This is a genomic window from Streptomyces sp. NPDC001858, assembly GCF_053594615.1.
In genome coordinates, this window is the sequence record NZ_JBSFEV010000005.1 from 229681 (window position 1) to 253108 (window position 23428).

General features: G+C 73.2%; 14 protein-coding genes. 10 read left to right on the forward strand and 4 right to left on the reverse strand.

Annotated elements, in window-relative coordinates; translation table 11 throughout:
* Window positions 1–5 precede the first annotated feature (5 nt).
* On the reverse strand, window positions 6–224 hold the full coding sequence (locus tag ACWCPF_RS09705; protein WP_451044438.1) for a hypothetical protein: 219 nt from the start codon (window positions 222–224) through the stop codon (window positions 6–8).
* 263 nt (window positions 225–487) lie between these two features.
* Here ACWCPF_RS09705 and ACWCPF_RS09710 point away from each other — a divergent pair, with 263 nt between their 5' ends.
* The 7 genes from ACWCPF_RS09710 (at window position 488) to moeZ (ending at window position 9565) form a co-directional block, all read left to right on the forward strand.
* Window positions 488–1492: an alpha/beta fold hydrolase gene (locus tag ACWCPF_RS09710; RefSeq protein ID WP_451044439.1), complete on the forward strand. Its 1005-nt coding sequence runs from the start codon at window positions 488–490 to the stop codon at window positions 1490–1492.
* A gap of 7 nt (window positions 1493–1499) precedes the next feature.
* The gene (locus tag ACWCPF_RS09715) at window positions 1500–2954 is read left to right on the forward strand and encodes a DUF3152 domain-containing protein (RefSeq protein ID WP_451044440.1); all 1455 of its coding nucleotides are present in this window, start codon (window positions 1500–1502) and stop codon (window positions 2952–2954) included.
* Window positions 2955–3231: 277 nt separating this feature from the next.
* A complete protein-coding gene (locus tag ACWCPF_RS09720) occupies window positions 3232–5097 on the forward strand; it encodes a DUF3492 domain-containing protein (RefSeq protein ID WP_451044582.1) in 1866 nt (621 codons plus the stop codon).
* A complete protein-coding gene (locus tag ACWCPF_RS09725; protein ID WP_451044441.1) occupies window positions 5094–6302 on the forward strand; it encodes a hypothetical protein in 1209 nt (402 codons plus the stop codon). Before ACWCPF_RS09720 ends, ACWCPF_RS09725 begins: the two co-directional genes overlap by 4 nt.
* A gap of 303 nt (window positions 6303–6605) precedes the next feature.
* Window positions 6606–7568, forward strand: a complete 963-nt coding sequence (locus ACWCPF_RS09730) for an NAD-dependent epimerase/dehydratase family protein (protein ID WP_451044442.1) — start codon at window positions 6606–6608, stop codon at window positions 7566–7568.
* Window positions 7556–8323, forward strand: a complete 768-nt coding sequence (locus ACWCPF_RS09735) for a spherulation-specific family 4 protein (RefSeq protein ID WP_451044443.1) — start codon at window positions 7556–7558, stop codon at window positions 8321–8323. Before ACWCPF_RS09730 ends, ACWCPF_RS09735 begins: the two co-directional genes overlap by 13 nt.
* Window positions 8324–8386: 63 nt before the next feature.
* Window positions 8387–9565, forward strand: a complete 1179-nt coding sequence (gene moeZ / locus ACWCPF_RS09740; protein WP_451044444.1) for an adenylyltransferase/sulfurtransferase MoeZ — start codon at window positions 8387–8389, stop codon at window positions 9563–9565.
* Window positions 9566–9651: 86 nt separating this feature from the next.
* On the opposite strand, the gene ACWCPF_RS09745 is transcribed toward moeZ, so the two are convergent.
* The 3 genes from ACWCPF_RS09745 to ACWCPF_RS09755 all read right to left on the reverse strand — a co-directional run bounded on the left by ACWCPF_RS09745 (window position 9652) and on the right by ACWCPF_RS09755 (window position 15657).
* A complete protein-coding gene (locus ACWCPF_RS09745) occupies window positions 9652–11214 on the reverse strand; it encodes an alpha/beta hydrolase (protein WP_451044445.1) in 1563 nt (520 codons plus the stop codon).
* 138 nt (window positions 11215–11352) lie between these two features.
* The gene (locus ACWCPF_RS09750; protein WP_451044446.1) at window positions 11353–12897 is read right to left on the reverse strand and encodes an alpha/beta hydrolase; all 1545 of its coding nucleotides are present in this window, start codon (window positions 12895–12897) and stop codon (window positions 11353–11355) included.
* 72 nt (window positions 12898–12969) lie between these two features.
* Window positions 12970–15657: a lysylphosphatidylglycerol synthase domain-containing protein gene (locus ACWCPF_RS09755; protein WP_451044447.1), complete on the reverse strand. Its 2688-nt coding sequence runs from the start codon at window positions 15655–15657 to the stop codon at window positions 12970–12972.
* A gap of 186 nt (window positions 15658–15843) precedes the next feature.
* Between ACWCPF_RS09755 and ACWCPF_RS09760 the strand changes: the two genes are divergently transcribed.
* From ACWCPF_RS09760 to ACWCPF_RS09770, 3 genes are all read left to right on the forward strand, one after another.
* Window positions 15844–16251: an MGMT family protein gene (locus ACWCPF_RS09760; protein ID WP_451044448.1), complete on the forward strand. Its 408-nt coding sequence runs from the start codon at window positions 15844–15846 to the stop codon at window positions 16249–16251.
* Between the two features lie 260 nt (window positions 16252–16511).
* Window positions 16512–19826, forward strand: coding sequence for an ATP-dependent helicase (locus ACWCPF_RS09765; RefSeq protein ID WP_451044449.1), 3315 nt, complete (start codon window positions 16512–16514; stop codon window positions 19824–19826).
* 44 nt (window positions 19827–19870) lie between these two features.
* Window positions 19871–23422: a UvrD-helicase domain-containing protein gene (locus ACWCPF_RS09770; RefSeq protein WP_451044450.1), complete on the forward strand. Its 3552-nt coding sequence runs from the start codon at window positions 19871–19873 to the stop codon at window positions 23420–23422.
* The last annotated feature ends 6 nt before the right edge of the window (window positions 23423–23428 follow it).

A 23428-nucleotide genomic window follows, 5' to 3' on the forward strand; every position in this document is an offset into this window, starting at 1 on the left:
GTCCGTCAGCGGTAGTCGTCCTCGTCGATCGAGACGACGCGGGCCTGTTCGGCCAGGTCGGCCTCGTTGGCCCGGGCCGGGTCCGCGCCCTCCAGGGAGTCGTCCCGATCCGGTGTGGCGTGCGCGTACTGCTCGGCTGCGTCGTCCTCCGGCGCCTCGACGTCGATCTCTCCGAAGTCGTCGTCCTCTTCGAACGTCTCCGGGTCGGTGGGGTCAACGGCCATGGTGGGCTCCCTTCCTACGAAAGTCCCTGCGAGCTGCAGGGGCCACAAGCGGGTGCCCTCGGTACGAGCCTAGGAGACACCCGTTTCGGACGCTATGCGATCGGTGTGCGCTGTGCCCCCGATTCGCGCCGGTATGGCATCGACGGGGAGCGGGGAGGAGATCGGCGTCGAGGCGTGGTCGAGACATGATCGATATGCGTTCGACCCGCGCGTGTGATGGCGAACACACAAAGTCGCGCGTGATCGTCTCGTAACATTGCCGCATGTCTTCGACCGAGTTGCCCTCAGTGCCGCTTGCCGGCGTGCTGCCGAAGGTGACCGCCGTGCGGGTCGCGGAGGGCGAGCGACTGCGGTCGGTCGGGCTGCCCGGCGTCACGCTGACGGTCCGTTCCAGGCCTGCCGCGCGCGAGGGGCTCCAGCCCGCGCTGTACGTGCACGGCCTGGGCGGTTCCTCGCAGAACTGGTCCGCGCTGATGGCGCTGCTCGACGGGGTCGTGGCCAGCGAGGCCGTCGATCTCCCGGGCTTCGGCGACTCCCCGCCGCCGGACGACGGCAACTACTCGATCACGGCACACGCGCGTGCCGTCATCCGCTACCTCGACGCCGCCCGGCGGGGGCCCGTCCACCTCGTGGGCAACTCGCTCGGCGGCGCGGTGTCCACGCGCGTCGCCGCGGTCCGGCCCGACCTCGTGCGCACCCTGACCCTGGTCTCGCCCGCGCTGCCGGAGCTGCGCGTGCAGCGCACCGCGCTGCCCACGGGCCTGGTCGGGCTGCCCGGGGTGGCCCCCCTCTTCAGCAGGCTGACCCGCGAGTGGACGGCCGAGCAGCGCGTCCGGGGCGTCATGGCGCTCTGCTACGGCGATCCCGGACGGGTCAGCCCGGAGGCGTTCCGGCACGCGGTGGACGAACTGGAGCGGCGGCTGCAGCTGCCGTACTTCTGGGACGCGATGACGCGCACCACGCGCGGGCTGCTCAGCGCCTACACGCTGGGCGGCCAGCACGGGCTGTGGCGGCAGGCCGAGCGGGTCCTCGCCCCCACGCTCCTCGTCTACGGCGGCCGCGACCAGCTCGTCGGCATCCGCATGGCCCAGCGGGCCGCCCGCGCCTTCCCCGACTCCCGCCTGCTCACGCTGCCGAACGCGGGCCACGTGGCGATGATGGAGTACCCCGAGACGGTGGCGATGGCCTTCCGGGACCTCGTCGCCGAGACGGCTGCCGCGAGCGCCGAGACCGCACCGGCCGGCGCGACCGAGACAGCGGGGGGCTGAAGCCGTCGTGGGACGCCACAGCCGGCGCGGGCCTGCGCCCAAGAGCGCCGCGAAGGGCAGCGCCTCCCAGGGCGCGCCCGAGGAGCCCCAGAGGCCTCCCCAGGGGCCCGCGTGGGCGGACGCACGAGGGGACACGCGAGGAGAGGCGCGAGGGGACCTGCGGGGGGACCTGCGGGGTGCCCGCACCCCGATGCCGCCTCCGGGCCGGGACGCCACTCCGTCGCACGGAGTACCCCGCTTTCCCATTCCCGACGGGACGCCCGCCCACGGGTTCCCGCAGGTGCGCGGCGGCCATCCGGAGCAGCGCGAAGCCGGCGGCGGCTGGGGTGAGCCGAGGGGGCGTCAGACGGGCGCCGGGGCAGGCGCCGGGCGGGGTGCGGGGCCAGGTGCAGGGCCGGGTGGGGGACAGCCGCTGATACCGCGTCAGCGGCAGACGTCTGCGGGTGGCTCGCGCCGGGTCCCCCGTCAGGACTACCTGGACGCCTTCGAGGAGAACGACGTCTTCACGCGCACGCGTGAGCAGGATCGGTACGCCTCCTTCGCCTCGGTCCCCGACTGGGACACCATCTCCGGTGTGACCGCCCCACCCGAAGTCGAAGTGGCCGCCGACGCTCCGCCCGCCGGGCAGCCCCTGCCCGCCAAGGGCGCCAAGGGGCGCACGTTCGCAGGCATCGCCGCCGCCGCCGTCACCACGGTGCTGGCCGTCGTGGTGGCCGGCCAGGTCACCGGCGGGCGGGACGAGGACTCCGTCCAGTCGCAGTCCGCGACCGGCCAGGCCCGTGACGCCGTCGACGACGCCGCGCGCGGGGACGACCGGCCGAGCCCGGCCGCCTCCGCGTCCCCGTCCGCGAGCCCCGTCGCGCTGACGTACGCGCAGAAGATGGACGCGAAGTACGCGCTCGGCCCCAAGCTCACGGGGTCGGGGAAGTTCGACGCGATCGCCGGCGTCGACAAGGCGCCCGGCAAGGGGCAGAAGTTCACGTACCGGGTGGACGTGGAACAGGGCCTCGGGCTCGACGGACAGCTCTTCGCCGAAGCCGTGCAGGTGACGCTCAACGACGAACGCAGCTGGTCCCACAACGGCGCCCGCACCTTCGAACGGATCCACTCGGGCACCCCCGACTTCGTGATCACGCTCGCCAGCCCCGGCACCACCGCCGACTGGTGCGCCAAGTCGGGCCTGGACACCACCCAGGACAACGTCTCGTGCGACTCGGCCGCCACCCAGCGCGTGATGATCAACGCCTACCGGTGGGCGCAGGGCTCGGACACCTTCGGCGACGCGATGTACGCCTACCGCCAGATGCTGATCAACCACGAGGTCGGCCACCGACTCGGCTACAGCCATGTCACCTGCGACAAGGACGGCGAGCTCGCGCCCGTCATGCAGCAGCAGACGAAATTCCTCGACCACGACGGGATCCACTGCCTGCCCAACGCCTGGCCGTATCCGGGCAACTGACGAGTCAGTCGTCCGGCATGCGGGACGTCGCGCCGTGGGGTGCGCCATGGACGTCTGTCGTGACGTGTGCTCCGATACCCGTGAAGTAACGTTTCGCAGTCGGATGATCTCTTAGCGCGACGGAACGCGACCCGCACGGGAAAGTTACGACCGTTCACCCCTTTTGGTGGTGCGACGGACAACCGTCCATCGCACCCCCGCCTTGTCCGCATACGTTCGTCCCGCTGCGAGCCGCCGGGTCAACGGCGGCTCCCCAAACGGGAGATCGGGGGTGCGCGTGCGCATCGGACTGCTTACGGAGGGTGGCTATCCGTATGTGAGCGGTGACGCCGGGCTCTGGTGCGACCGGCTCGTTCGCAGACTCGGGCAGCACGAGTTCGAGGTCTACGCGCTCAGTCGTGCCGAACACCAGGAGGACTCGGGCTGGATCGAGCTTCCGTCGCAGGTCAGCCGGGTGCGCACCGCGCCGCTGTGGACGGCCGAGGACGACGGGGTCACCTACGGCCGACGGGCGCGTCGGCGCTTCGCGGAGTTCCACGGCGAGCTGGTGGCCGCGCTCTGCGAAGGGGAGCCGGCGACCGTGGCGGACCCTTCCGGCGCAGGTTCAGCCGCTCAGGCGGACCGTTTCGCCAATGCGCTGTACGGCCTCGCCGAACTCGCCCGCGACGAGGGCGGGCTGGTGGGAGCGCTCCGCTCGGAGAGCGCCGTGCGCACCCTGGAACGTGCCTGTCGTGCGCCCGGCGCACTGCGAACGGCGCGCGAGGCGCGCGTGCCCGAGCTGCTCGCCGTCTCCGCGCACCTAGAACGAGCCCTGCGCCCCCTCTCGCTCGACTGGTACGAGGACACGGTCGGCGACGGCGGCGAGGGCCTCGGCTCGGTCGACCTGTGCCATGCCGCCTCCGGCGGCACCGCGGCCCTGCCCGGACTGCTGGCGCGGCACTTCTTCGACGTGCCGCTCCTCGTGACCGAATACGGCGTACGGCTGCGGACGCACTACCTGAACTCGGGGAACGGGACGTCGCCCACGGGCTCCGGGAGCACGTCGTCCGCCGAGGCCGCGCCCGCCGTACGCGCCCTGCTCGCCGCCTTCCACGGCCGGCTCGCGGCCGAGGTGTACCGGGCGGCGGCGATCATCACGCCCGGCAACACGCACGCCCGCCGCTGGCAGGAGCGGTGCGGCGCCGACCGCGCGAAACTGCGCACCGTCTACCCGGGCATGGAGGCGTCCCGCTTCGCCGAGGTGGGCGACTCCCCGGACGCCGCCGACCCGCACACCCTGGTCTGGGTCGGCCGGGTCGAACCGGCGAAGGACCTGGTGTCCCTGCTGCACGCCTTCGCCGAGGTCCGCAAGGAGGAGCCCCGGACCCGCCTGCGGATAGTCGGCGCGGCGGTCGGCGCGGAGGGCCGGGCCTACCTCGGCCACTGCCGGATGCTCGCCGCACAGCTCTTCCCCGACGAGGCGGACGGACCGCACGCCGTCGGCGACAACCCGGTGTCCTTCGAGGAGATCGGCGGCCCGGAGACGCCCGGCCTTGCCGAGGCGTACGCGGCCGGCGCGGTCGTCGTGCTGTCCAGCGTCGTCGAGGGGTTCCCGGTCGGTCTGGTCGAGGCGATGTTCTGCGGCCGGGCGACCGTGTCGACCGACGTCGGCGCGGTGGTCGAGGTCATCGGCGGCACGGGACTGGTCGTCCCGCCGCGCAATCCGCGCGCGCTCGCGGAGGCGTGCGTGGCGCTGCTGCGCGACCCCGAGCGCCGCGCGCGCCTGGGCGCAGCCGCCCGCGCACGCGCCCTCGAACTGTTCACGGTCGAGCAGAACGTCGCGGCCTTCCACGACATCTACCTGGAGCTCGTCTCCCAGGCCCCGGTGAGCCGGTTCGTCTTCGACGACGACGGTGATCCGCGGCCGTTCGCCGCCCCGGCCGAGGCGCGTCTGTCGGGCCTGTGGACCGCTCCGGGCGCTCCGGCGGCTCCGGCCGCCCCAGCCGCTCCGGGTGCTTCGGGCGCGCGGGCCGGCTCCGGGCACGGCCCGGGCTGGGCGGCGGGGCCGCCGGTACGGGGCACGGCGCCGGCGCCGGTGCCGGCACCGGGCACTTCGCCGGTACGGGGCACCGAGCCGGTCGCTGCGACGGAGGGAGCACGATGAGCGGGCTCGACGAACTGGACCGGTCAGGACTCGAACGGTCAGGACTGGACAGGTCAGGACTGGACCGGTCAGCGCTCGGTAAGCCGGGGGGCGGGGGATCGGGCGGTTCGCGGCGCGGTGCGGCCGACCCGGTGAAGGCGCTGATGCACCGGCACCGTGAGCTGTGCGAGCGGGCCGTGGACCCGCTGGAGATCGCGGCGGGCCTGGAGGCCCACGGAGTCACCGACCGCACCGCCGCCCGCTTCCGGCACCGGGACGTCTTCTCCCTGGCGGAGGAGATGTACGCGCGTGTGCCCCGCGACGGCGAGGCGCCCCCGCTCACCACGCCCACGGCGATCCTGCGGCCCCGCCTCGACTGGGCGCTGCTCACCCTCCTGCCGGGCGCCCTGTGCGCCGCGACCGTGACCGGCGTCCGCCTCACCCATGGCCGGACGTGTCTCCTCGTGGCCGCCGCCGGCCTCCTCGCCGTGGCCCTGGCCGTGCACGCGGCGCTGCGCCGGGGCCCGCTGGGTCCGCAGCACGGCGCCCACCCCGGCCTGCACCGGACGGAGGCCTGGACCTGCTGGCTCCTCGGCTACGCGGCCCTCGGCGACAGCCTGCTGCGCGCGGCCGTCGGCGGCGGCCCCGACGGCCTGCCCGACGGGACGGCGAACGGCCCCTGGCCCGTGGCCGCCGCCCCGCTGCTGGCCCTCGCCCTGGCCTGCGCGCCCGCCGCCTGGAGCGCTCACCTCCTCGCTGTGCACGCCCGGCGCCGCCTGAACGCCAGCCGCGGCCTGGAGGAGTTCGCCGCCTCCGTGCAGCCGCTGCTGCTCGGCGCGTTCACCCTGTTCATGTGCGCGCTCGCCGCACTGGCCGCCCTCTGCGGCGCGGCCCTGGGCGAGCCCGCCGGCTACGCGCACACCCTCACCCTGGGCGCCCTCCTCTTCCTCGCCCGCCTGCTCACGGTGCACGGTTTCGCCCACGCCCCGGCGGTCGTCCTCGGCGTCGTCGGCGCGGCCGAGGTGCTGGCTCCGGCCACGGTGTTCGCGGGGCGGCTGCCCGGCTGCGGCTTCCTCGCCACCCCTGTGGAGACCCTCGTGGCCGCCTGGGGCCCGGCCGGCGTCCCGTCACTCGTCTGCGGAACCGCCGCCCTGATCCTGCTGATCCACGCGAGCCGCACGCTGACCAGGGCCTCGGCCCACGCACGAACGGACCAGCCGTGCTGACCCGAACCCCCAGCCGAAGCCGTCCCCGTCCCCATCCCCATCCCCGTCTCCATCCCCGTCTCCATCCCCGTTCCTGCCTCTGTCGGCCGTACCGGCCTTCGCACACCGCGCAGCCCCCACCGTGCCCCGACGGCACGCCGCACGCGCTCCTCCACCCAACCGCAGCCCACCGCAACACCCCTGAAGGAGAGACCAGATGACCACCTCCCGATCCGCAGCGACCGGAGTACCCGGGGCGACCGGAACCTTTGCAGCCCCGGCAGCCCCGGTGGCAGCCCCAGCGCACACCCCGGGAGCCGCGCGATGAGGGTTCTGCTGATCGGAGCCAACGGCTACCTCGGTCGATTCGTCGCCGACCGGCTGCTCGCCGACCCGGCCGTCCAGCTCACCGCGCTCGGCCGCGGCGACGACGCCGACGTCCGCTTCGACCTCGCGTCCGGCAGCCCCGGCGCGCTCACCCGCTTCCTCGACGCGGTCCACCCCCAGGTCGTCGTCAACTGCGCGGGCACCACCCGCGGCGGCGCCCGCGAGCTCACCCGGCACAACACCGTCGCCGTCGCCACCGTCTGCGAGGCCCTGCGCCGCAGCGGCTGCGGCGCGCGACTCGTGCAGATCGGCTGCGGCGCCGAGTACGGCCCGAGCCAGCCCGGCTCCTCCACGGCCGAGGACGCCGTGCCCCGCCCCGGCGGCCCGTACGGCGTCAGCAAACTCGCCGCCACCGAACTCGTCCTCGGCTCCGGTCTGGACGCCGTCGTGCTCCGGGTCTTCTCGCCCGCCGGTCCGGGCACGCCCGCCGGCTCCCCGCTGGGCCGGCTCGCCGAGGCGATGCGCCGCGCCATGCAGTCCGGCGACGGCGAGCTCAAGCTCGGCGGCCTCGGCGTGCAGCGCGACTTCATCGACGTCCGTGACGTGGCCCGCGCCGTGCACGCCGCCTCGCTCTCCGCCGCCCAGGGCGTCATCAACATCGGCTCGGGCCGTGCCGTGCGGCTGCGCGACGCCGCGGCGATCCTCGCGCGCGTGGCCGGATACGGCGGCGCCCTCCATGAGCTCGACGGCCCGCCCGGCGGCCACCTCAGGCCCGCAATCGGCCACCCCCGCCCGGAGCCCGACCACGGGGGCCCGGTCGCCTTCCCGTACCCGGACGGCTGCGGCAGCTGGCAGCAAGCCGATGTGCGCACGGCCCGCGACCGGCTCGGCTGGCGGCCCCGGATCAACCTCGAGGAGTCCCTCGCCGACATCTGGATGGAGGCGGCGTGTCGTATCTGACCGGAACCCCTGCGGGCACCGCGAGCGCCGGCACCACCGATATCCGCACCGGCCTCGGCGTGCCCGGCCTCGCTCATCCCCTCGTCGCGCCGACCGAGTGGGGCGAACTCGCCCGCCCTGGCAGACCGCTGCACTGGGTCGTCCTCGACGTCGCCGACGGCCCCGGCGTCCGCCCCGATCCGCGCTGCCTGGAGTACGCGGGCCGGCTGCGCAACGCGCGCGTGCGCGTCCTCGGCCGTCTCGACACCCGTTACGGCGCCCGACCCTTCGCCGAGACGATCTCCGACGCGCAGCGGTACCTCGACTGGTACCAGGTCGACGGCTTCCTCCTGGACCGCTGCCCGACCGCGCGCACCGCGCTCCCCGAACTGCGCCGCACGACGGGCACGCTGCGCACGCTGGCCGATGCGCTCCACCTCGTCCTCGGCCACGGCGCGCACCCGGACCCCGGCTACGCCGAGCACGCCGACCAGCTGGTCACCTTCTCCGGGCCGTGGAACGACTACCGCTGGTCGCAGGCGGCCGAGTGGACCGCGGAGCATCCGCCCGAGCGCTTCTGCCACTTCGTGCACGGCGTGCCGCGCGGGCACCTCGACGAGGCGCTGCGCATCGCCCGATGGCAGGGCGCGGCGACGATCTGGTTGACCGATGCGACCTGCGGGCCCGACCGCGCCGGCCCCGGCGACCCCTGGGAGACCATGCCCGGCTACTGGGACGAACTCGTCTCGCGGATCGGAACGGGTGTCTCGGAATGAAGAAGGCCATGGCAGTGTTACGGGGAGAACAACTGTAGTGATAGACCGACCAACGGAGTCCCCGTGTCGCTGCCACCCCTGGTCGAGCCAGCCTCTGAGCTCACCGTAGACGAGGTCCGCAGGTACTCCCGCCACCTGATCATCCCGGACGTGGGGATGGACGGGCAGAAGCGGCTGAAGAACGCCAAGGTGCTCTGTGTCGGTGCCGGCGGCCTGGGCTCGCCGGCGCTGATGTACCTGGCCGCGGCGGGCGTGGGCACGCTCGGCATCGTGGAGTTCGACGAGGTCGATGAGTCGAACCTGCAGCGCCAGATCATCCACAGCCAGGCCGACATCGGCCGCTCCAAGGCCGCGTCCGCCCGTGACTCCGTCCTCGGCATCAACCCGTACGTCAACGTGGTCCTTCACGAAGAGCGGCTCGAGGCCGAGAACGTGATGGACATCTTCAGCCAGTACGACCTGATCGTCGACGGCACGGACAACTTCGCGACCCGCTACCTGGTCAACGACGCGTGCGTGCTGCTGAACAAGCCGTACGTGTGGGGCTCGATCTACCGCTTCGACGGACAGGCGTCCGTCTTCTGGTCCGAGCACGGTCCGTGCTACCGCTGCCTCTACCCGGAGCCCCCGCCGCCGGGCATGGTCCCCTCCTGCGCCGAGGGCGGCGTCCTGGGCGTGCTGTGCGCGTCCATCGGCTCCATCCAGGTCAACGAGGCCATCAAGCTTCTCGCGGGCATCGGCGAGCCGCTGGTCGGCCGCCTCATGATCTACGACGCCCTGGAGATGCAGTACCGCCAGGTCAAGATCCGCAAGGACCCCGACTGTGCGGTCTGCGGCGAGAACCCGACCGTCACCGAGCTCATCGACTACGAGGCCTTCTGCGGCGTCGTCTCCGAGGAGGCCCAGGAGGCGGCGGCCGGTGCCACGATCACTCCCAAGCAGCTCAAGGAGTGGATCGACGACGGCGAGAACATCGAGATCATCGACGTCCGCGAGCCGAACGAGTACGAGATCGTCTCCATCCCGGGCGCCAAGCTGATCCCGAAGAACGAGTTCCTGCTGGGCACCGCCCTGGAGGGCCTGCCCCAGGACAAGAAGATCGTCTTGCACTGCAAGACGGGTGTCCGCAGTGCGGAAGTCCTCGCCGTGCTGAAGTCCGCGGGCTTCTCGGACGCCGTGCACGTCGGCGGTGGCGTGATCGGCTGGGTCCACCAGATCGAGCCGAGCAAGCCGGTCTACTGACCCGGCCGCCCGCTGCGCCCACCGGGCTTCCCGGTTCGATCGGCGGGGGCTTCGCGTACCACGAGTGCGCGAAGCCCCCGCCGTCGTCATGAGCAGACCGTGCCGTCCTTCGGCACCGTCCCCTTCAGCAGGTAGTCGTCCACCGCCGAGTCGACGCAGGAGCTCCCGCTCCCGTACGCACCGTGCCCCTCGCCCTTCCAGGTGAGCAGTACCCCGACGCCCTTGCCGAGCTCGTCCGCCATCTTCCGGGCGCCCTCGTACGGCGTCGCCGGGTCCCCGGTGTTGCCGACCAGCAGGATCGGCGCCGCGCCCGCCGCGCTCACCTCCGGGGTGTCGTACTGCCCGGCCACCGGCCAGTCGTGGCACCAGCCGGCCGTGTCCCAGCCCAGGAAGTCCCCGAACACCGGCGAGATCCGCTCGAACTCCGGCAGCAGCTGCTTCGTCGCCTCCGCGGTCGGCCGCTGCTTGTCGTCCAAGCACGATATGACCCGTTGGGAGTGGGTCGTCGTGCCGTAGTGCCCCGAGGTGTCCCGCTCGTTGTAGCCGTCGGCGAGCGTCAGCAGCTCGGAGCCGTCCCCGTTCTCCGCCGACTCCAGAGCGCTGGTCAGGCTGGGCCAGCTCGTCTCGCTGTACAGCGGCAGGACGATGCCGGTGACCGCGAGCGTCTGCGTCAGCTTCCGTCCGTCCGACGTGGGCAGCGGCTTGCTGTCGAGCCCGTCCAGCAGGGCCGCGATCTTCTTGCTGCCCGCCTCGGGATCCTCGCCCGTCGCCTTGAGGTAGTCGTCGAGCGCCCGCTGGAAGCCGCGCGCCTGGTTCTGTGCGTGGCCCACCGTGTCGGCGCTCGGGTCGACGACCGCGTCGAGGATCAGCCGCCCCACGTTCTTCGGGAACAAGTGGGCGTAGACACCGCCCAGTTCGGTGCCGTAGGAGATGCCGAAGTAGTGCATCTTCGGGTCGCCGAGGACCTGGCGCATCAGGTCCATGTCGCGGGCGGTGTCGGTCGTCGACACATGTGCCATCAGCTTGCCCGCGGCCTTCTCGCAGCCCTGGCCGAAGTCGGTGGCGTCCTGGAGGTACGCCTGCTCCTCCGCCGGGGTGTCAGGGGTGGAGTCGAGGGACTCGGCGGCCTGGATCGCTTTGTCGCTGCGGCAGCGCACGCCCTCGCTGCCGCCGACCCCGCGCGGATCCCAGCTCACCAGGTCGTAGCTCTTGCGCAGCGAGGAGAACGTCGAGCCGAACGCGGGGAGCGTGGAGACGCCCGACCCGCCGGGGCCGCCGAAGTTGAACAGCAGCGAGCCCGCCCGCTCGCTTCCCTCGGCGCTGGACTCGGTGCGCACCAGGGCGAGCCCGATCGTGTTGCCGTCCGGCTTCGACCAGTCCAGCGGCACCTTCAGCGTCGCGCACTGCCAGTCGCCGCCCGGCGCCGCGGAGTCCGAAGTGCCCTTGCAGCGGCCCCAGTCGAGCTTCTGCCCGGTCAGCGAGGCGGGCAGGGCCGTCGTCGTGCCCGTCGCTCCGGAGGAGCCGGTCGAGGGTCGTGCGTCGGCCGAGGCGCCCTTGCCGTCCGCGCCGTCGTCCGACCCGCCGCCGCAGCCTGTCACCAACAGCGCGGCGGCGGCCCCCAGCGCCGTCCACCGTACGAATCGCACCATGTGCACTTCCCCCCTCGCAGGCCGTCCGCGTTCGGCGGCGAACGGCTGTCAGGCCATATTAGGCGGCTGACGACTCGACCGTCGGGGCCTGTGGATAACCTTTTGACCTGCGGGTTTTCCGGGAATTGGGGATGGGTGTCAGGAGCAGACGGTCCCGGCGGCGGGCACGTCGCCGCGGAGCAGATAGCCGTTCACCGCCGTCTGCACGCACTGGTTCCCGCTGCCGTACGCACCGTGCCCCTGCCCCCGGTACGTCAGCTCGACCCCGACTCCGCGGCCCAGCGCCGCCACCATCTTCCGCGCCCCCTCGTACGGGGTGGCCGGGTCGCCGGTGTTGCCGACGACCAGGATCGGCGCCGACCCGGGCGCGCTCACGTCCGGATGGTCGGCGGCGCCCGGCACGGCCCAGTCGGTGCAACCGACCATGCCCCAGGCCAGGAAGTCCCCGAACAGGCTGGAGGCGGCCCGGAACTCGGGCAGCTTCTGCGCCACGTAGGCGGTGGAGTGACGTGCCTTGTCGTCGGAGCAGTTGACGGAGACGTTCGCGGCCGCGATGTTGCTGTACTCGCCGTTCGCACTGCGGCCGTTCATCAGGTCGGACAGCAGCATCAGAATCTTGCCGTCCCCGTCGTAGGCCTGCTCCAGGCCCTCGGTGAGGTACTCCCAGAAGTCCTGCGAGTACAGGGCCTGCGCGATGCCGTTGGTGGCGGCGCTCTGGGTCAGCACACGCGGGAAGATGCCCGGGATCGGCTCGCCGTCGAGGTCGGTCAGGAGCCGGGCGATCCGGTCCTTCACGTCCTGTGCGGTGTCTCCGACGGGGCAGTCCTCGGTCTTGGACGTGCAGTCCTCGGCGAAGTTGTCGAGCGCGAGCTGGAAGCCCCTGGCCTGCGCGAGCGAGCCCTGCTCGGACGTCTGCGTCGGGTCGACGACCGCGTCGAAGACGGCCCGCCCCACGTTCTTCGGGAACAAGTGGGCGTACACGCCGCCCAGTTCGGTGCCGTAGGAGATGCCGAAGTAGTACAGCCTGTCGTCGCCGAGGACCTGGCGCATCAGGTCCATGTCGCGGGCCGCGTCGGTGGTCCGCACATGCGGCAGCACCTTCCCGGAGTTCTTCTCGCAGGCCGCGTTGAACTCCTTGGTGTTGTCGAGCAGGGCGGTGCGCTCGCCGGCGTCGTCGGGCGTGGCGTCCTGCTGGAAGTACGCGTCGAGCTGCTGGTCGTTCTCGCACCGCACGCCCGCGCTGCGGCCCACTCCGCGCGGGTCGAAGCTCACCAGGTCGTAGCGGGTGCGCAGCGCCGCGTACTCCTCGCCGAAGGCGGGCAGGGTGGAGACGCCCGAGCCGCCGGGGCCGCCGAAGTTGAAGACCAGCGACCCGATCCGGCTGCTCTCGTCGCCGCTGGTCCGGGCCCGGATCAACGCGATGCCGATCGTGTCGCCCTCGGGGTCGTCCCAGTTCAGGGGCGCCTTCATCGTGGCGCACTGCCACTGGTCGCCGTCCGGCAGCGGGGACGGGGCGCTGCCGCCGCCCTCGGCCTGGGACGGGGCCGGGCAGTCCTTCCAGCGGAGCTGCTGCGCCGTCAGATCCTCGTCCTGCGCGTCGTCTCCGCAACTCGTCACCAGGGAGGACAGCAGCAGGGCGGTGACGGTCACGGCGGCGGTGCGCAGGCGGGAGGGGTTCGGCATGATCCCATCCTGCGGTCGCGTGCGGGCACGCGCGCGGGGCGCGGGCCGTACGAGGTACGGGCGTGCGCCCTCCTACAGCGCGCCCTTGCGGCTCAGATGGTTGAAGGCCAGCCAGCCCGGCAGCACCGGCAGCCACAGCGTCAGCAGCCGGAAGAGCAGCACCGCGGGAGCGGCGACCTCCTTGGGCAGCCCCACCGCGATCAGACCGACCGTCAGGGTCGCCTCGACGGCCCCGACTCCGCCCGGGGTCGGGGCGGCGGAGCCGAGCGCGTTGCCGGCGAGGAAGACCACGGCGACGCTGGCGATGCTCAGCGAGGTCGTCTCGTCGCCGAAGGCGCGGATGGAGGCGTCCAGGCACATCACGAAGCAGGCGGTGAGCAGGAGCATGCCGCCGATGCCGGTGACCAGCTTCTGCGGCCGCTGGAGCACGTCCAGCATGCGCGGCACGACGCCCGCGAACAGCGATCGCACGCGCGTGACGACGAATTTGCGCAGGAACGGCACCGAGGTCACCACGAGCACGAGCACCGCGACCGTGAGCAGACCGGCGATGACCGTGCGGGACGGCGACAGCGACGGCGTCTTCTCGGTGCCGGTCAGATAGCCGAACGACAGCAGCATCACGATGTGGCAGCCGAGCCCGAACAGTTGCGAGGCGCCGACGCTGGCCACCGCGAGGCCGGGCCGCACCCCCGCCCGCTGCAGGAAGCGCGTGTTGAGGGCGACCCCGCCGACCGCGGCCGGGGCCACGATCTTCACGAAGGACCCGGCGACCTGCGCGGCCACGGTCCGCGGGAACGGCACCCGCTCCGGCACGAACCCCAGCAGGCTCATCGCCGCGGCGACGTAGCTCAACGCCGAGAACACGACGGCTGCGGCGACCCAGCCCCACTCGGCGTTGGCGACGAGCGGACCGAACTCGATGTGGGTGAGCTGCGTCAGCAGGAAGTACGCGCCGATGGCGCCGGCGATCAAGCTCATCAGGGTGCGCGGCCGCACCCGCTCCAGCCGGGCGGGCTCGACCGGCGCCTGGGGCCGGATCAGCAGCACCTCGTGCCGGATCTGCGTCAGCAGATCGTCCTCGCGCGCCTCCTCCAGCGCGTCGTCGATGGCCCGCTTCTCGGCCCGTGCCTCCGCCCGCACGGTCTTCTTGTCGGGCTTCTCCAGGGCGACGGTCTCCGTGTCGTTCCCGGTCGACTCCAGCCGGGCCTGCTTGGCCTGCCGGGAGGCCTCCAGGACCGCCTCGCGTTCGCGCTGGGCACGCTCGCGTGCCAGCCGGCGCAGCGTCGCGCGCGTGGAGCGGGTCAGCGCGATGGGCTGGAGCATCGGCAGACAGTCCGCGACCGTGTCCGGTCCCAGCACGTCCAGCGCGGAGGCCACCGCGCGTTCGGCGCCCACCAGCAGGCCGAGCGTCGTCACCAGCTGGGCGACGTCCATGCGCAGCAGCAGGTCGCCGGCCGCGATCTCGCCGCCGCGCAGGTCGGTGAGGATCACCGTGCCGGAACGATCCACCAGAATCGCGTCACCCGAGAGCCGACGGTGCGCGATGCGCCGCGACTGCAGCGCCTGCACCTGATGCCAGGTGTTGCGCAGCAGCTCGTCGGTGATCTCGTCGTCGGCGAGCGAGTCGAGGGTGCGGCCACCGGTGTGCTCGTAGACGAGCATCACCGCGTCGGGACCGAGTTCGGAGGTCGCGATCAGCTTGGGCGCGTTGGCGCCGGCCGCGATGGCCGCGTAGGCGAGCAGCGCCTCCTGCTCCAGCGCCTGGCGCAGCGACTGCAGGCTGCTGCGGGTGGCGAAGCCGCGCAGGGTCAGATTGCGCCACGCGCGGTAGAAGAACCCCTGGGCCTGCTGCTCCCGGTCGACGACCGTGACGTCCAGCGGCGGACCGTCCTCCAAGGTGACGAAGTAGCGTCTGCCCCGGTCGCTCTCCGTCGCGTCCGCCCCCTCCTCGCGGGCCGCGCTCACCGGGTGGAACCCGACGTGCCGCAGGCCCGCCATCAGGGTCCGTCCCGTGGGACGCACGTTCGGCGAGCCGACCGCGTAGAGCGTGCCGTACGCCACCGTCCAGCCGATCAGGACGGTGAGGATGATCGAGAACGGCGTCGTGTAGCCGGTGACGAGCATCGAGAAGGCGTCCAGGAGCAGCACGATCCACAGCACCGAGCGCCAGCGCGGCCGTCGGGACATGCCGACGGCCGTCATGTACGCGATGACGGGTGCCAGGTAGCCGTGCACCGGATCGGTGAGGGCGTGGATGTCGCCGGGGGAGGGCTGGGTGAGCGCCTCCTGGATCGAGCCCGGCGCGGCCTTGGCGACCCATAGGTCGGTGGCGAGGGTCACACCGTGGGCGAGGACCGCCGCGAGCACGCCGTCGGCGATGCGCAGTCCGTCCCGCTTGATCAGCCGCTCGATGGCGAACGCGACCGGCACCAGCAGGATCGCGATGCTGGACGCCAGCCCCGCGATCTTGATGAGGAGATCGGGGGCCTGTCCGGTGCCCTTGTTGATGTCCTGTTCGAGGCCCGAGGTCGTCCCGTGTGCGAATGCGGCGATGCCCAGGAGCAGGACGACGGCGAGCACCCCGACCAGCAGCCGCATGAGGTCGGAGGGGCGGTGCACGCGCGCGGGGAGCAGTGGTTCGTCGCCCTCGACCTCGTCGATGCGCGCCTCTTCCTGTGGCTCCTCGGCGGTGTCGGGGCGCGACGCAGCGTCAGAGGTGCCTTCCGCGTCCTCAGGATGCACGCCCTGCTGCTTCATCGTCTCTTCTTGATCTCGTATCACCGGTCACCGCCCGCACGATGGTGGCATGCCCCACCGACACACGGGGGCATCAGGGTGCAAATGCGGGGGCGCACAGTCTGCCTGAAGCACCGCCCGGGAGCGAGGGTCACACAGGGTCGTGGACCCGTCGCATTGTCGGTGCGGTGCGGCAGGATGGTGCGGATGAGCGAGCAGAGCCTTCCGGACGACGCCCGACCGGAGTACGAAGACGCCCGCCCGGAGTACGCCGAGGCGCTGCCGGAGTACGCCGAGCGGGTCCTCGGGGTCGCGGAGCTGATCCCGCCCGGGCGCGTCATGACGTACGGGGACGTCGCGGAGTGGCTGGAGGAGGGCGGGCCCAGACAGGTCGGCCGGGTGATGGCTCTCTACGGGGGCGCCGTCCCGTGGTGGCGTGTGGTGCGCGCGGACGGGGTGCTGCTCCCGGGCCACGAGCTGCGCGCACTCGACCGTTACCGGGCCGAGGGCACGCCTCTGAAGCAGGCGAGCAGGTCCGCCGAGGGCCATGTGCCCCGCCTGGACGTGAAGCGGGCGAGGTGGGACGGCGGCGAAAGCGCGGAAGGTCACACCTGAGGTCACATCTGACAGCTTTCGCCATCGGGCGGTTTCGGGGGGATCTTGCTGCTCGTTCGGGGGAACGGGCGCAGACCGGGCACGTCGGCGCCATGGCGTACGTTCGATGCTCGAATGCGTCGGAGGAGGAACCGGAAGCAACCCTTCCGGACCGCCCGTCGGCGTAGCGTCGGCCGCACGCGTCCCGCTCATCCCGCGGCCACCGCTCTCCCGAAGCGGTGCTCCCTCAACCAGCACACCCACCAGGACCGGCGAACCACGTGAGCTCCTCTTCCTCCACCAGGCGCCTGTCGCACCCCCAGGGGCGACAGGGGAACCGTGGCGCTTACCGACTGGTCCGTACCCCGCCGGCCCGGCCGGATCCCCCTCGTCTGGACGCCGCGCAGCGGTCCGTGGTTGACCACGGCGCCGGCCCGCTGCTCGTCCTCGCGGGCCCGGGCACCGGAAAGACCACCACGCTCGTCGAGTCCGTCGCGGCCCGGATCGCCCGCGGGGGCGACCCCGCGCGCATCCTGGTGCTCACGTTCAGCCGCAAGGCGGCCGTCGAGCTGCGGGACCGGATGGCGCAGCGCATGGGCGCCGCCCGCGCGCCCCAGGCCACCACCTTCCACTCGTACTGCTACGCCCTCGTCCGCGCCCACCAGGACGCCGACCTGTTTGTGGAGCCCCTGCGGCTGCTGTCCGGCCCCGAACAGGACGTCGCCGTCCGCGAGCTGCTCGCCGGTCAGCTCGACCTGCAACGGCTCGGCCTCGCGCACGTGCGCTGGCCCGACGAACTGCGCGCCTGTCTCACCACGCGCGGGTTCGCCGACGAGGTCCGCGCGGTGCTTGCCCGCAGCCGCGAACTGGGCCTCGACCCCGCGTCCCTGGACGCCTTCGCGCACCGCATCGGCCGCCCCGACTGGCGCGCCGCGGCCGCCTTCCTCGCCGAGTACCTCGACGTGCTCGACCTGCACGGCGTGATCGACTACGCGGAACTCGTCCACCGCGCGGTGCTCCTCGCCCACCGCCCCGAGGTCGCCCAGCGGCTCGCCGCGCAGTACGACGCCGTGTTCGTCGACGAGTACCAGGACACCGATCCGGCCCAGGTGCGGCTGCTGCACGCCCTCGCCGGCGGCGGCCGCACCCTCGTCGCCTTCGGCGACCCCGACCAGTCGATCTACACCTTCCGGGGCGCCGACGTGAACGGCATCCTGGACTTCCCCGGGGCCTTCCCCCGCCCCGACGGCCGCCCGGCCCCCGTCGAGGTCCTGCGCACCTCCCGCCGCTCCGGAGCGGCCCTCCTGGCCGCCACCCGGCTGGTCACCCAGCGGATGCCGCTGACCCGCCTGCCGGCCGAGAAGGTCCGCGCCCACCGCGAACTGGCCGCCGCACGCGCCGGCGGCCGGGTCGAGGTCTACACGTACCCGACCGCAGGCACCGAGCTGGACAACGTCGCCGACATCCTGCGCCGCGCCCACCTGGAGGACGGCGTGCCCTGGAGCGAGATGGCCGTCCTGGTCCGCGCCGGCTCCCGCACCATCCCGACGGTCCGCCGCGCCCTCACCGCCGCCGGCGTCCCCCTCGACATCGACGGCGACGACCTCCCCCTGCGCCACGAACCGGCGGTGGCGCCGCTGCTGTCGGCCCTGCGCGCGGTCGCGACGGCGGAAGCCGCGCCGCCGCCGACGGCGGATCAGGACGCCGAGGGCGCGGACGCCTGCTGGCTCGACACCGAAACCGCCCTCGCCCTCCTCGTCTCCCCCCTCGCCGGCATGGACGCCGCCGACCTGCGCCGCCTCGGACGCGCGCTGCGCGAGGAGGAGCGCGCCGCGGGCAACGCGCTGCCGCCGCCCTCCGACGAGCTGCTCACGCGCGCCCTGGCCGAACCGGAGCGGCTGGTCACCCATGACCCGACGTACGCGCGCGGCGCCCAGCGCCTCGGCGCGCTGCTGGCGACGGCCCGCGCGCGTCTCGCGGGCGGCGGCACGGCCGAGGAGGCGCTGTGGGACCTCTGGGACGGTACGCCCTGGCCCGCGCGCCTGGAGCGGGCCGCCCGGCGCGGCGGCGCGGCCGGCCGCAACGCCGACCGGGACCTGGACGCCGTGTGCGCGCTGTTCGCCACCGCCGCGCGCGCGGAGGAGCGCACCGGCGGCCGGGGCGCCCTGAACTTCCTGGCCGAGATCGAGGCCGAGGACATCGCCGCCGACACCCTCACCGGGCGCGCCCTGCGCCCCGACGCCGTGCGCCTGATGACCGCCCACCGCGCGAAGGGCCTGGAATGGGGCCTGGTCGTCATGCCCGGCGTCCAGGAGGGTCTGTGGCCGGACCTGCGCCGCCGCGGCTCCCTCCTGGAGGCCGACCGCATCGGCCGCGACGGACTCGCCGAGCCGCTCACCCCGGGGGCGCTGCTCGCCGAGGAGCGCCGCCTCTTCTACGTGGGAGCCACCCGCGCGCGCGAGCGTCTCGTCGTCACGGCCGTCAAGGCGCCCGCCGACGACGGCGACCAGCCCTCCCGTTTCCTGACCGAGCTCGGCGTCGAACCCAAGGACGTCACGGGACGCCCGCGCCGCCCCCTGTCGGTCGCCGCACTGGTCGCCGAACTGCGCGCCACGACGGTCGACCCGCGCGTCTCCGCCGCCCTCAGGGAGGCCGCCGCCCACCGCCTCGCCCGGCTGGCCGCGCTCGCCGACGAGGACGGCCGGCCCCTGGTGCCGTCCGCCCACCCGTACCGCTGGTGGGGCATGTTCGAGCCGACCGAGAGCAAGGTGCCGCTGCGCGACCGCGACCAGCCCGTCGTGCTCTCCGGCAGCGCCCTGGACCAGCTCGCCAACACCTGCGCCCTGCAGTGGTTCCTGGGGCGCGAGGTGAAGGCCGACGCCCCCGCCACCGCCGCCCAGGGCTTCGGCAACGTCGTGCACGTCCTCGCCGACGAGGTCGCCTCCGGGCACACCCCGGCCGACCTCGACGTCCTCATGGAACGCCTCGACTCCGTGTGGAACGCGCTCGCCTTCGACGCGCCCTGGAAGTCCACGCAGGAGAAAGCACACGCACGCGTGGCGCTCGAACGCTTCCTGCAGTGGCATGTCATGGACCGCGCGGGTCGCACGCCCGTTGCCAGCGAGCACGACTTCGACGTCACCCTCGAAGCGGGCGACTACGAGGTGCGCGTGCGCGGCCAGATGGACCGCGTCGAGGCGGACGGCGACGGCCGCGCCTACGTCGTCGACTTCAAGACGGGCAAGGGCAAGGTGTCGGGGGCCGAACTGGCCCGCCATCCGCAGCTCGCCGTCTATCAGCTGGCCGTCCGCGAGGGCGCCGTCGACGATGCCTTCGACGGCGTGCGGCCGCAACCCGGTGGCGCCGAGCTCGTCCAACTCCGTCAGGGGGCCGCCCAGCGGGACGGCGGCGAGACCCTGCCCAAGATTCAGGCGCAACAGGCGCTGGAGGGGGAGTGGGTCGGCGAGCTGCTCGCCACCGCAGCGGGCAAGGTCCTCGACGAGCGGTTCACCCCGACCGCCGGCGACCACTGCAAGCACTGCGCCTTCAAGGCGTCCTGCAGCTCCCAGCCCGAGGGGCGGCACGTGGTGGAGTGAGCGGTGTGTCCTCGATTGTCAGTGCCCGCCGTTAGCCTCTCAGCATGCCCGCCCGTATCAGCGATCCCGAGCAGCTCAAGGAGCTCCTCGGGATCCCCTTCACCCCGGAGCAGACGGCCTGCATCATCGCGCCGCCCGCCCCGCAGGTGATCGTGGCCGGAGCCGGGTCGGGCAAGACGACGGTGATGGCCGCGCGCGTGGTGTGGCTGGTCGGCACCGGCCAGGTCGCCCCCGAACAGGTCCTCGGCCTGACCTTCACCAACAAGGCCGCCGGTGAACTCGCCGAACGCGTCCGCAAGGCACTGATCAGGGCGGGCGTCACCGACCCCGACCTCATCGACCCCGACCGCCCGCCGGGCGAGCCGGTGATCTCCACCTACCACGCCTTCGCGGGCCGCCTCCTGACCGACCACGGCCTGCGCATCGGCCTGGAGCCGACGGCCCGGCTGCTCGCCGACGCCACCCGCTACCAGCTCGCCGCGCGCGTGCTGCGCGAGGCCCCCGGCCCCTACCCGTCGCTCACCCGCTCCTTCGCCGACCTGATCAGCGACCTCCTCGCACTCGACGCCGAACTCGCCGAACACCTCGTCCGCCCCGAGGAACTGCGCACGTGGGACGCCGGACTGCTGCACACCCTGGAGGGCGCCAGACTCACCAACGCCGACCTGCGCAAGGTGCCCGAGACGGCCGCCGCCCGGCGCGAACTGACCGACCTGGTGCTGCGCTACCGGGCCGCCAAGCGCGAGCGCGACCTGCTGGACTTCGGCGACCAGATCGCCCTGGCGGCGCAGCTCGCCCAGGTCCCCGAGGTGGGCCCGATCCTGCGTGACGAGTTCCGCGTGGTCCTGCTCGACGAGTACCAGGACACGTCGGTGGCCCAGCGCATCCTCCTGGCCGGCCTGTTCGGCGGCGGCACCGGCCACCCCGTGACCGCCGTCGGCGACCCCTGCCAGGCCATCTACGGCTGGCGCGGCGCGTCCGTCGCCAACCTCGACGACTTCCCCGAGCACTTCGCGCACACCGACGGAAGCAGGGCGCGGCGCCAGTCCCTCAGCGAGAACCGGCGCAGCGGAGGCCGCCTCCTGGACCTCGCCAACGGCCTCGCCGAGCCCCTGCGCGCCATGCACGCGGGCGTGGAGGCCCTCCGGCCGGCCCCCGGCGCCGAACGCGACGGACTGGTCCGCTGCGCCCTTCTGGCCACCCACGCGGACGAGATGGACTGGATCGCCGACTCCGTCGCCCACCTTGTGCGCACCGGCACGGCGCCCGGCGAGATCGCCGTCCTGTGCCGCACGGCCGGCGACTTCGCGGAGATCCAGGGCGCGCTCGTCGCCCGGGACATCCCCGTCGAGGTGGTGGGCCTGTCCGGGCTGCTGCACCTGCCCGAGGTCGCCGACCTCGTCGCCGTCTGCGAGGTCCTCCAGGACCCCGGCGCCAACGCCTCCCTGGTCCGGCTGCTCACCGGCCCGCGCTGGCGCATCGGCCCCCGCGACCTCGCCCTTCTCGGCCGCCGGGCCCGGCTGCTCGTCGGCCACGCGCGCGGGGGCGGCGACGAGGACCCGGACCGCCGCCTCGCCGAGGCCGTCGAGGGGGTCGACCCGTCCGAGGTGATCTCGCTCGCCGACGCCCTCGACACCTTCCTGGAGACGCCTCTCTACGCCGATGGCCGCACCACGGGCGACGACGGGCTGCCCTTCTCGCCGGACGCGCGCGTGCGGTTCGCACGGCTCGCCACCGAACTGCGCGACCTGCGCCGCTCCCTGGCCGACCCGCTGATGGACGTCCTGCACCGCGTCCTCGCCGTCACCGGACTGGAGGTCGAGCTGTCGGCGTCCCCGCACGCCCTGGCCGCCCGCCGCCGCGAGACCCTGTCGAACTTCCTCGACGTCGCCGCGTCCTTCGCCGCCCACGAGAGCGAGGCGAGCCTGCTGGCCTTCCTCGGCTTCCTGCGCACCGCCGCCCAGTACGAGAAGGGCCTCGACAACGCCCTCCCCGGCGGCGAGAACACCGTCAAGGTGCTCACCGCGCACAAGTCCAAGGGCCTGGAGTGGGACGTCGTCGTGGTCCCCGGCCTGGTCACCGGGACCTTCCCCAGCGGTCAGGGCCGCGAGAAGTGGACCGCGCAGGCCAAGGTGCTGCCGCACGCACTGCGCGGCGACGCCGACACGCTCCCCGACCTCGGCTCCTGGGACGCGCGGGGCATGAAGGCCTTCCACGAGGCCATGAAGGACCACCAGCACACCGAGGAACTCCGTCTCGGCTACGTCACCTTCACCCGCCCCCGATCCCTCCTTCTCGGCTCCGGCCACTGGTGGGGCCCCACCCAGAAGAAGCCCCGCGGCCCGTCCGACTTCCTGCACGCCCTCCACGACCACTGCGCGGCCGGGCATGGCGAGATCGAAGCCTGGGCGGACGAACCGGCGCAGGACGAGGAGAACCCCGCCCTGCACCGGGCGACGGTCGACCAGCTCTGGCCGCTCCCGCTGGACGACGACGCCCTGACCCGCCGCCGTGCCGCCGCCGAGACGGTCCTCGCCCACCTGGAGGCCCTCGCCTCGCACGAGGACGGCCGCCCCGACGCCACCCACGACCCGGACACCTACGACGACCCGGACTGGCCGCCACCGCCCGACGAGGACCAGGACGAGCCGCCCTACGACGAAGCCGACCCCTTCGAGCCCGACCCGTTCGACGAAGCACCCCTCGACGACGCGCCTCTACACGACGCGCCCCTCGACGACGCCCCCCTCGAAGCCCGCCCCGCCGTGCCCCACCAAGGCACGGCACCCGAGGTTCCCGTCACGCGCCCGCGCGGGAGCCGCCTCACCCCCGAGGAAGCCCGCGCGGTCGCCTCCTGGGACCGCGACCTTGACGCACTCGCCGGAGAGCTCCTGCGCGCCCGCCGGAGCGTCACGGAGGTCCCCCTGCCGACGACCCTGACCGCCTCGCAGGTGATGAGGCTGGCCGAGGACCCGGACGGTCTCGCACAGGAACTCGCGCGCCCCATGCCGCGCCCCCCGCAACCGGCCGCGCGCCGGGGCACCCGGTTCCACGCATGGGTGGAGGCCCGCTTCGAGGAATTGACCCTCCCCTTGCTGGGACCGGACGAGCTGCCCGGGGACGACGACGTCGAGATCGCCGACGAACGCGATCTGGAAGCCCTCAAGGACGCCTTCGAGCGCACCGAGTACGCCCACCGCACGCCCCACCGCGTCGAGGCCCCGTTCCAGCTCGCCCTCGCCGGGCGCGTCGTACGGGGCCGTATCGACGCCGTCTACAAGGAGGGCGACGGAGCCTCGGCGACCTACGACATCGTCGACTGGAAGACCCACCGCGCCCGCACCGCCGACCCCCTCCAGCTCGCCCTGTACCGGCTCGCCTGGGCCGAGCAGCAGGGGGTGCCCGTGGAATCCGTCACAGCGGCGTTCCTCTACGTCCGCACCGGCGACGTCGTACGACCGGATGGTCTGCCCGATCGTGCCGCGCTGGAGCGCCTGTTGACCGGGGAAGACGGCGCCGACGGCGACCGCGACGGACCGGCCGCGCAAGTAAACCCTGCGCAAGGGCCCGGCCAGGATGTCGGTGCGGGCCGATAGGCTCGT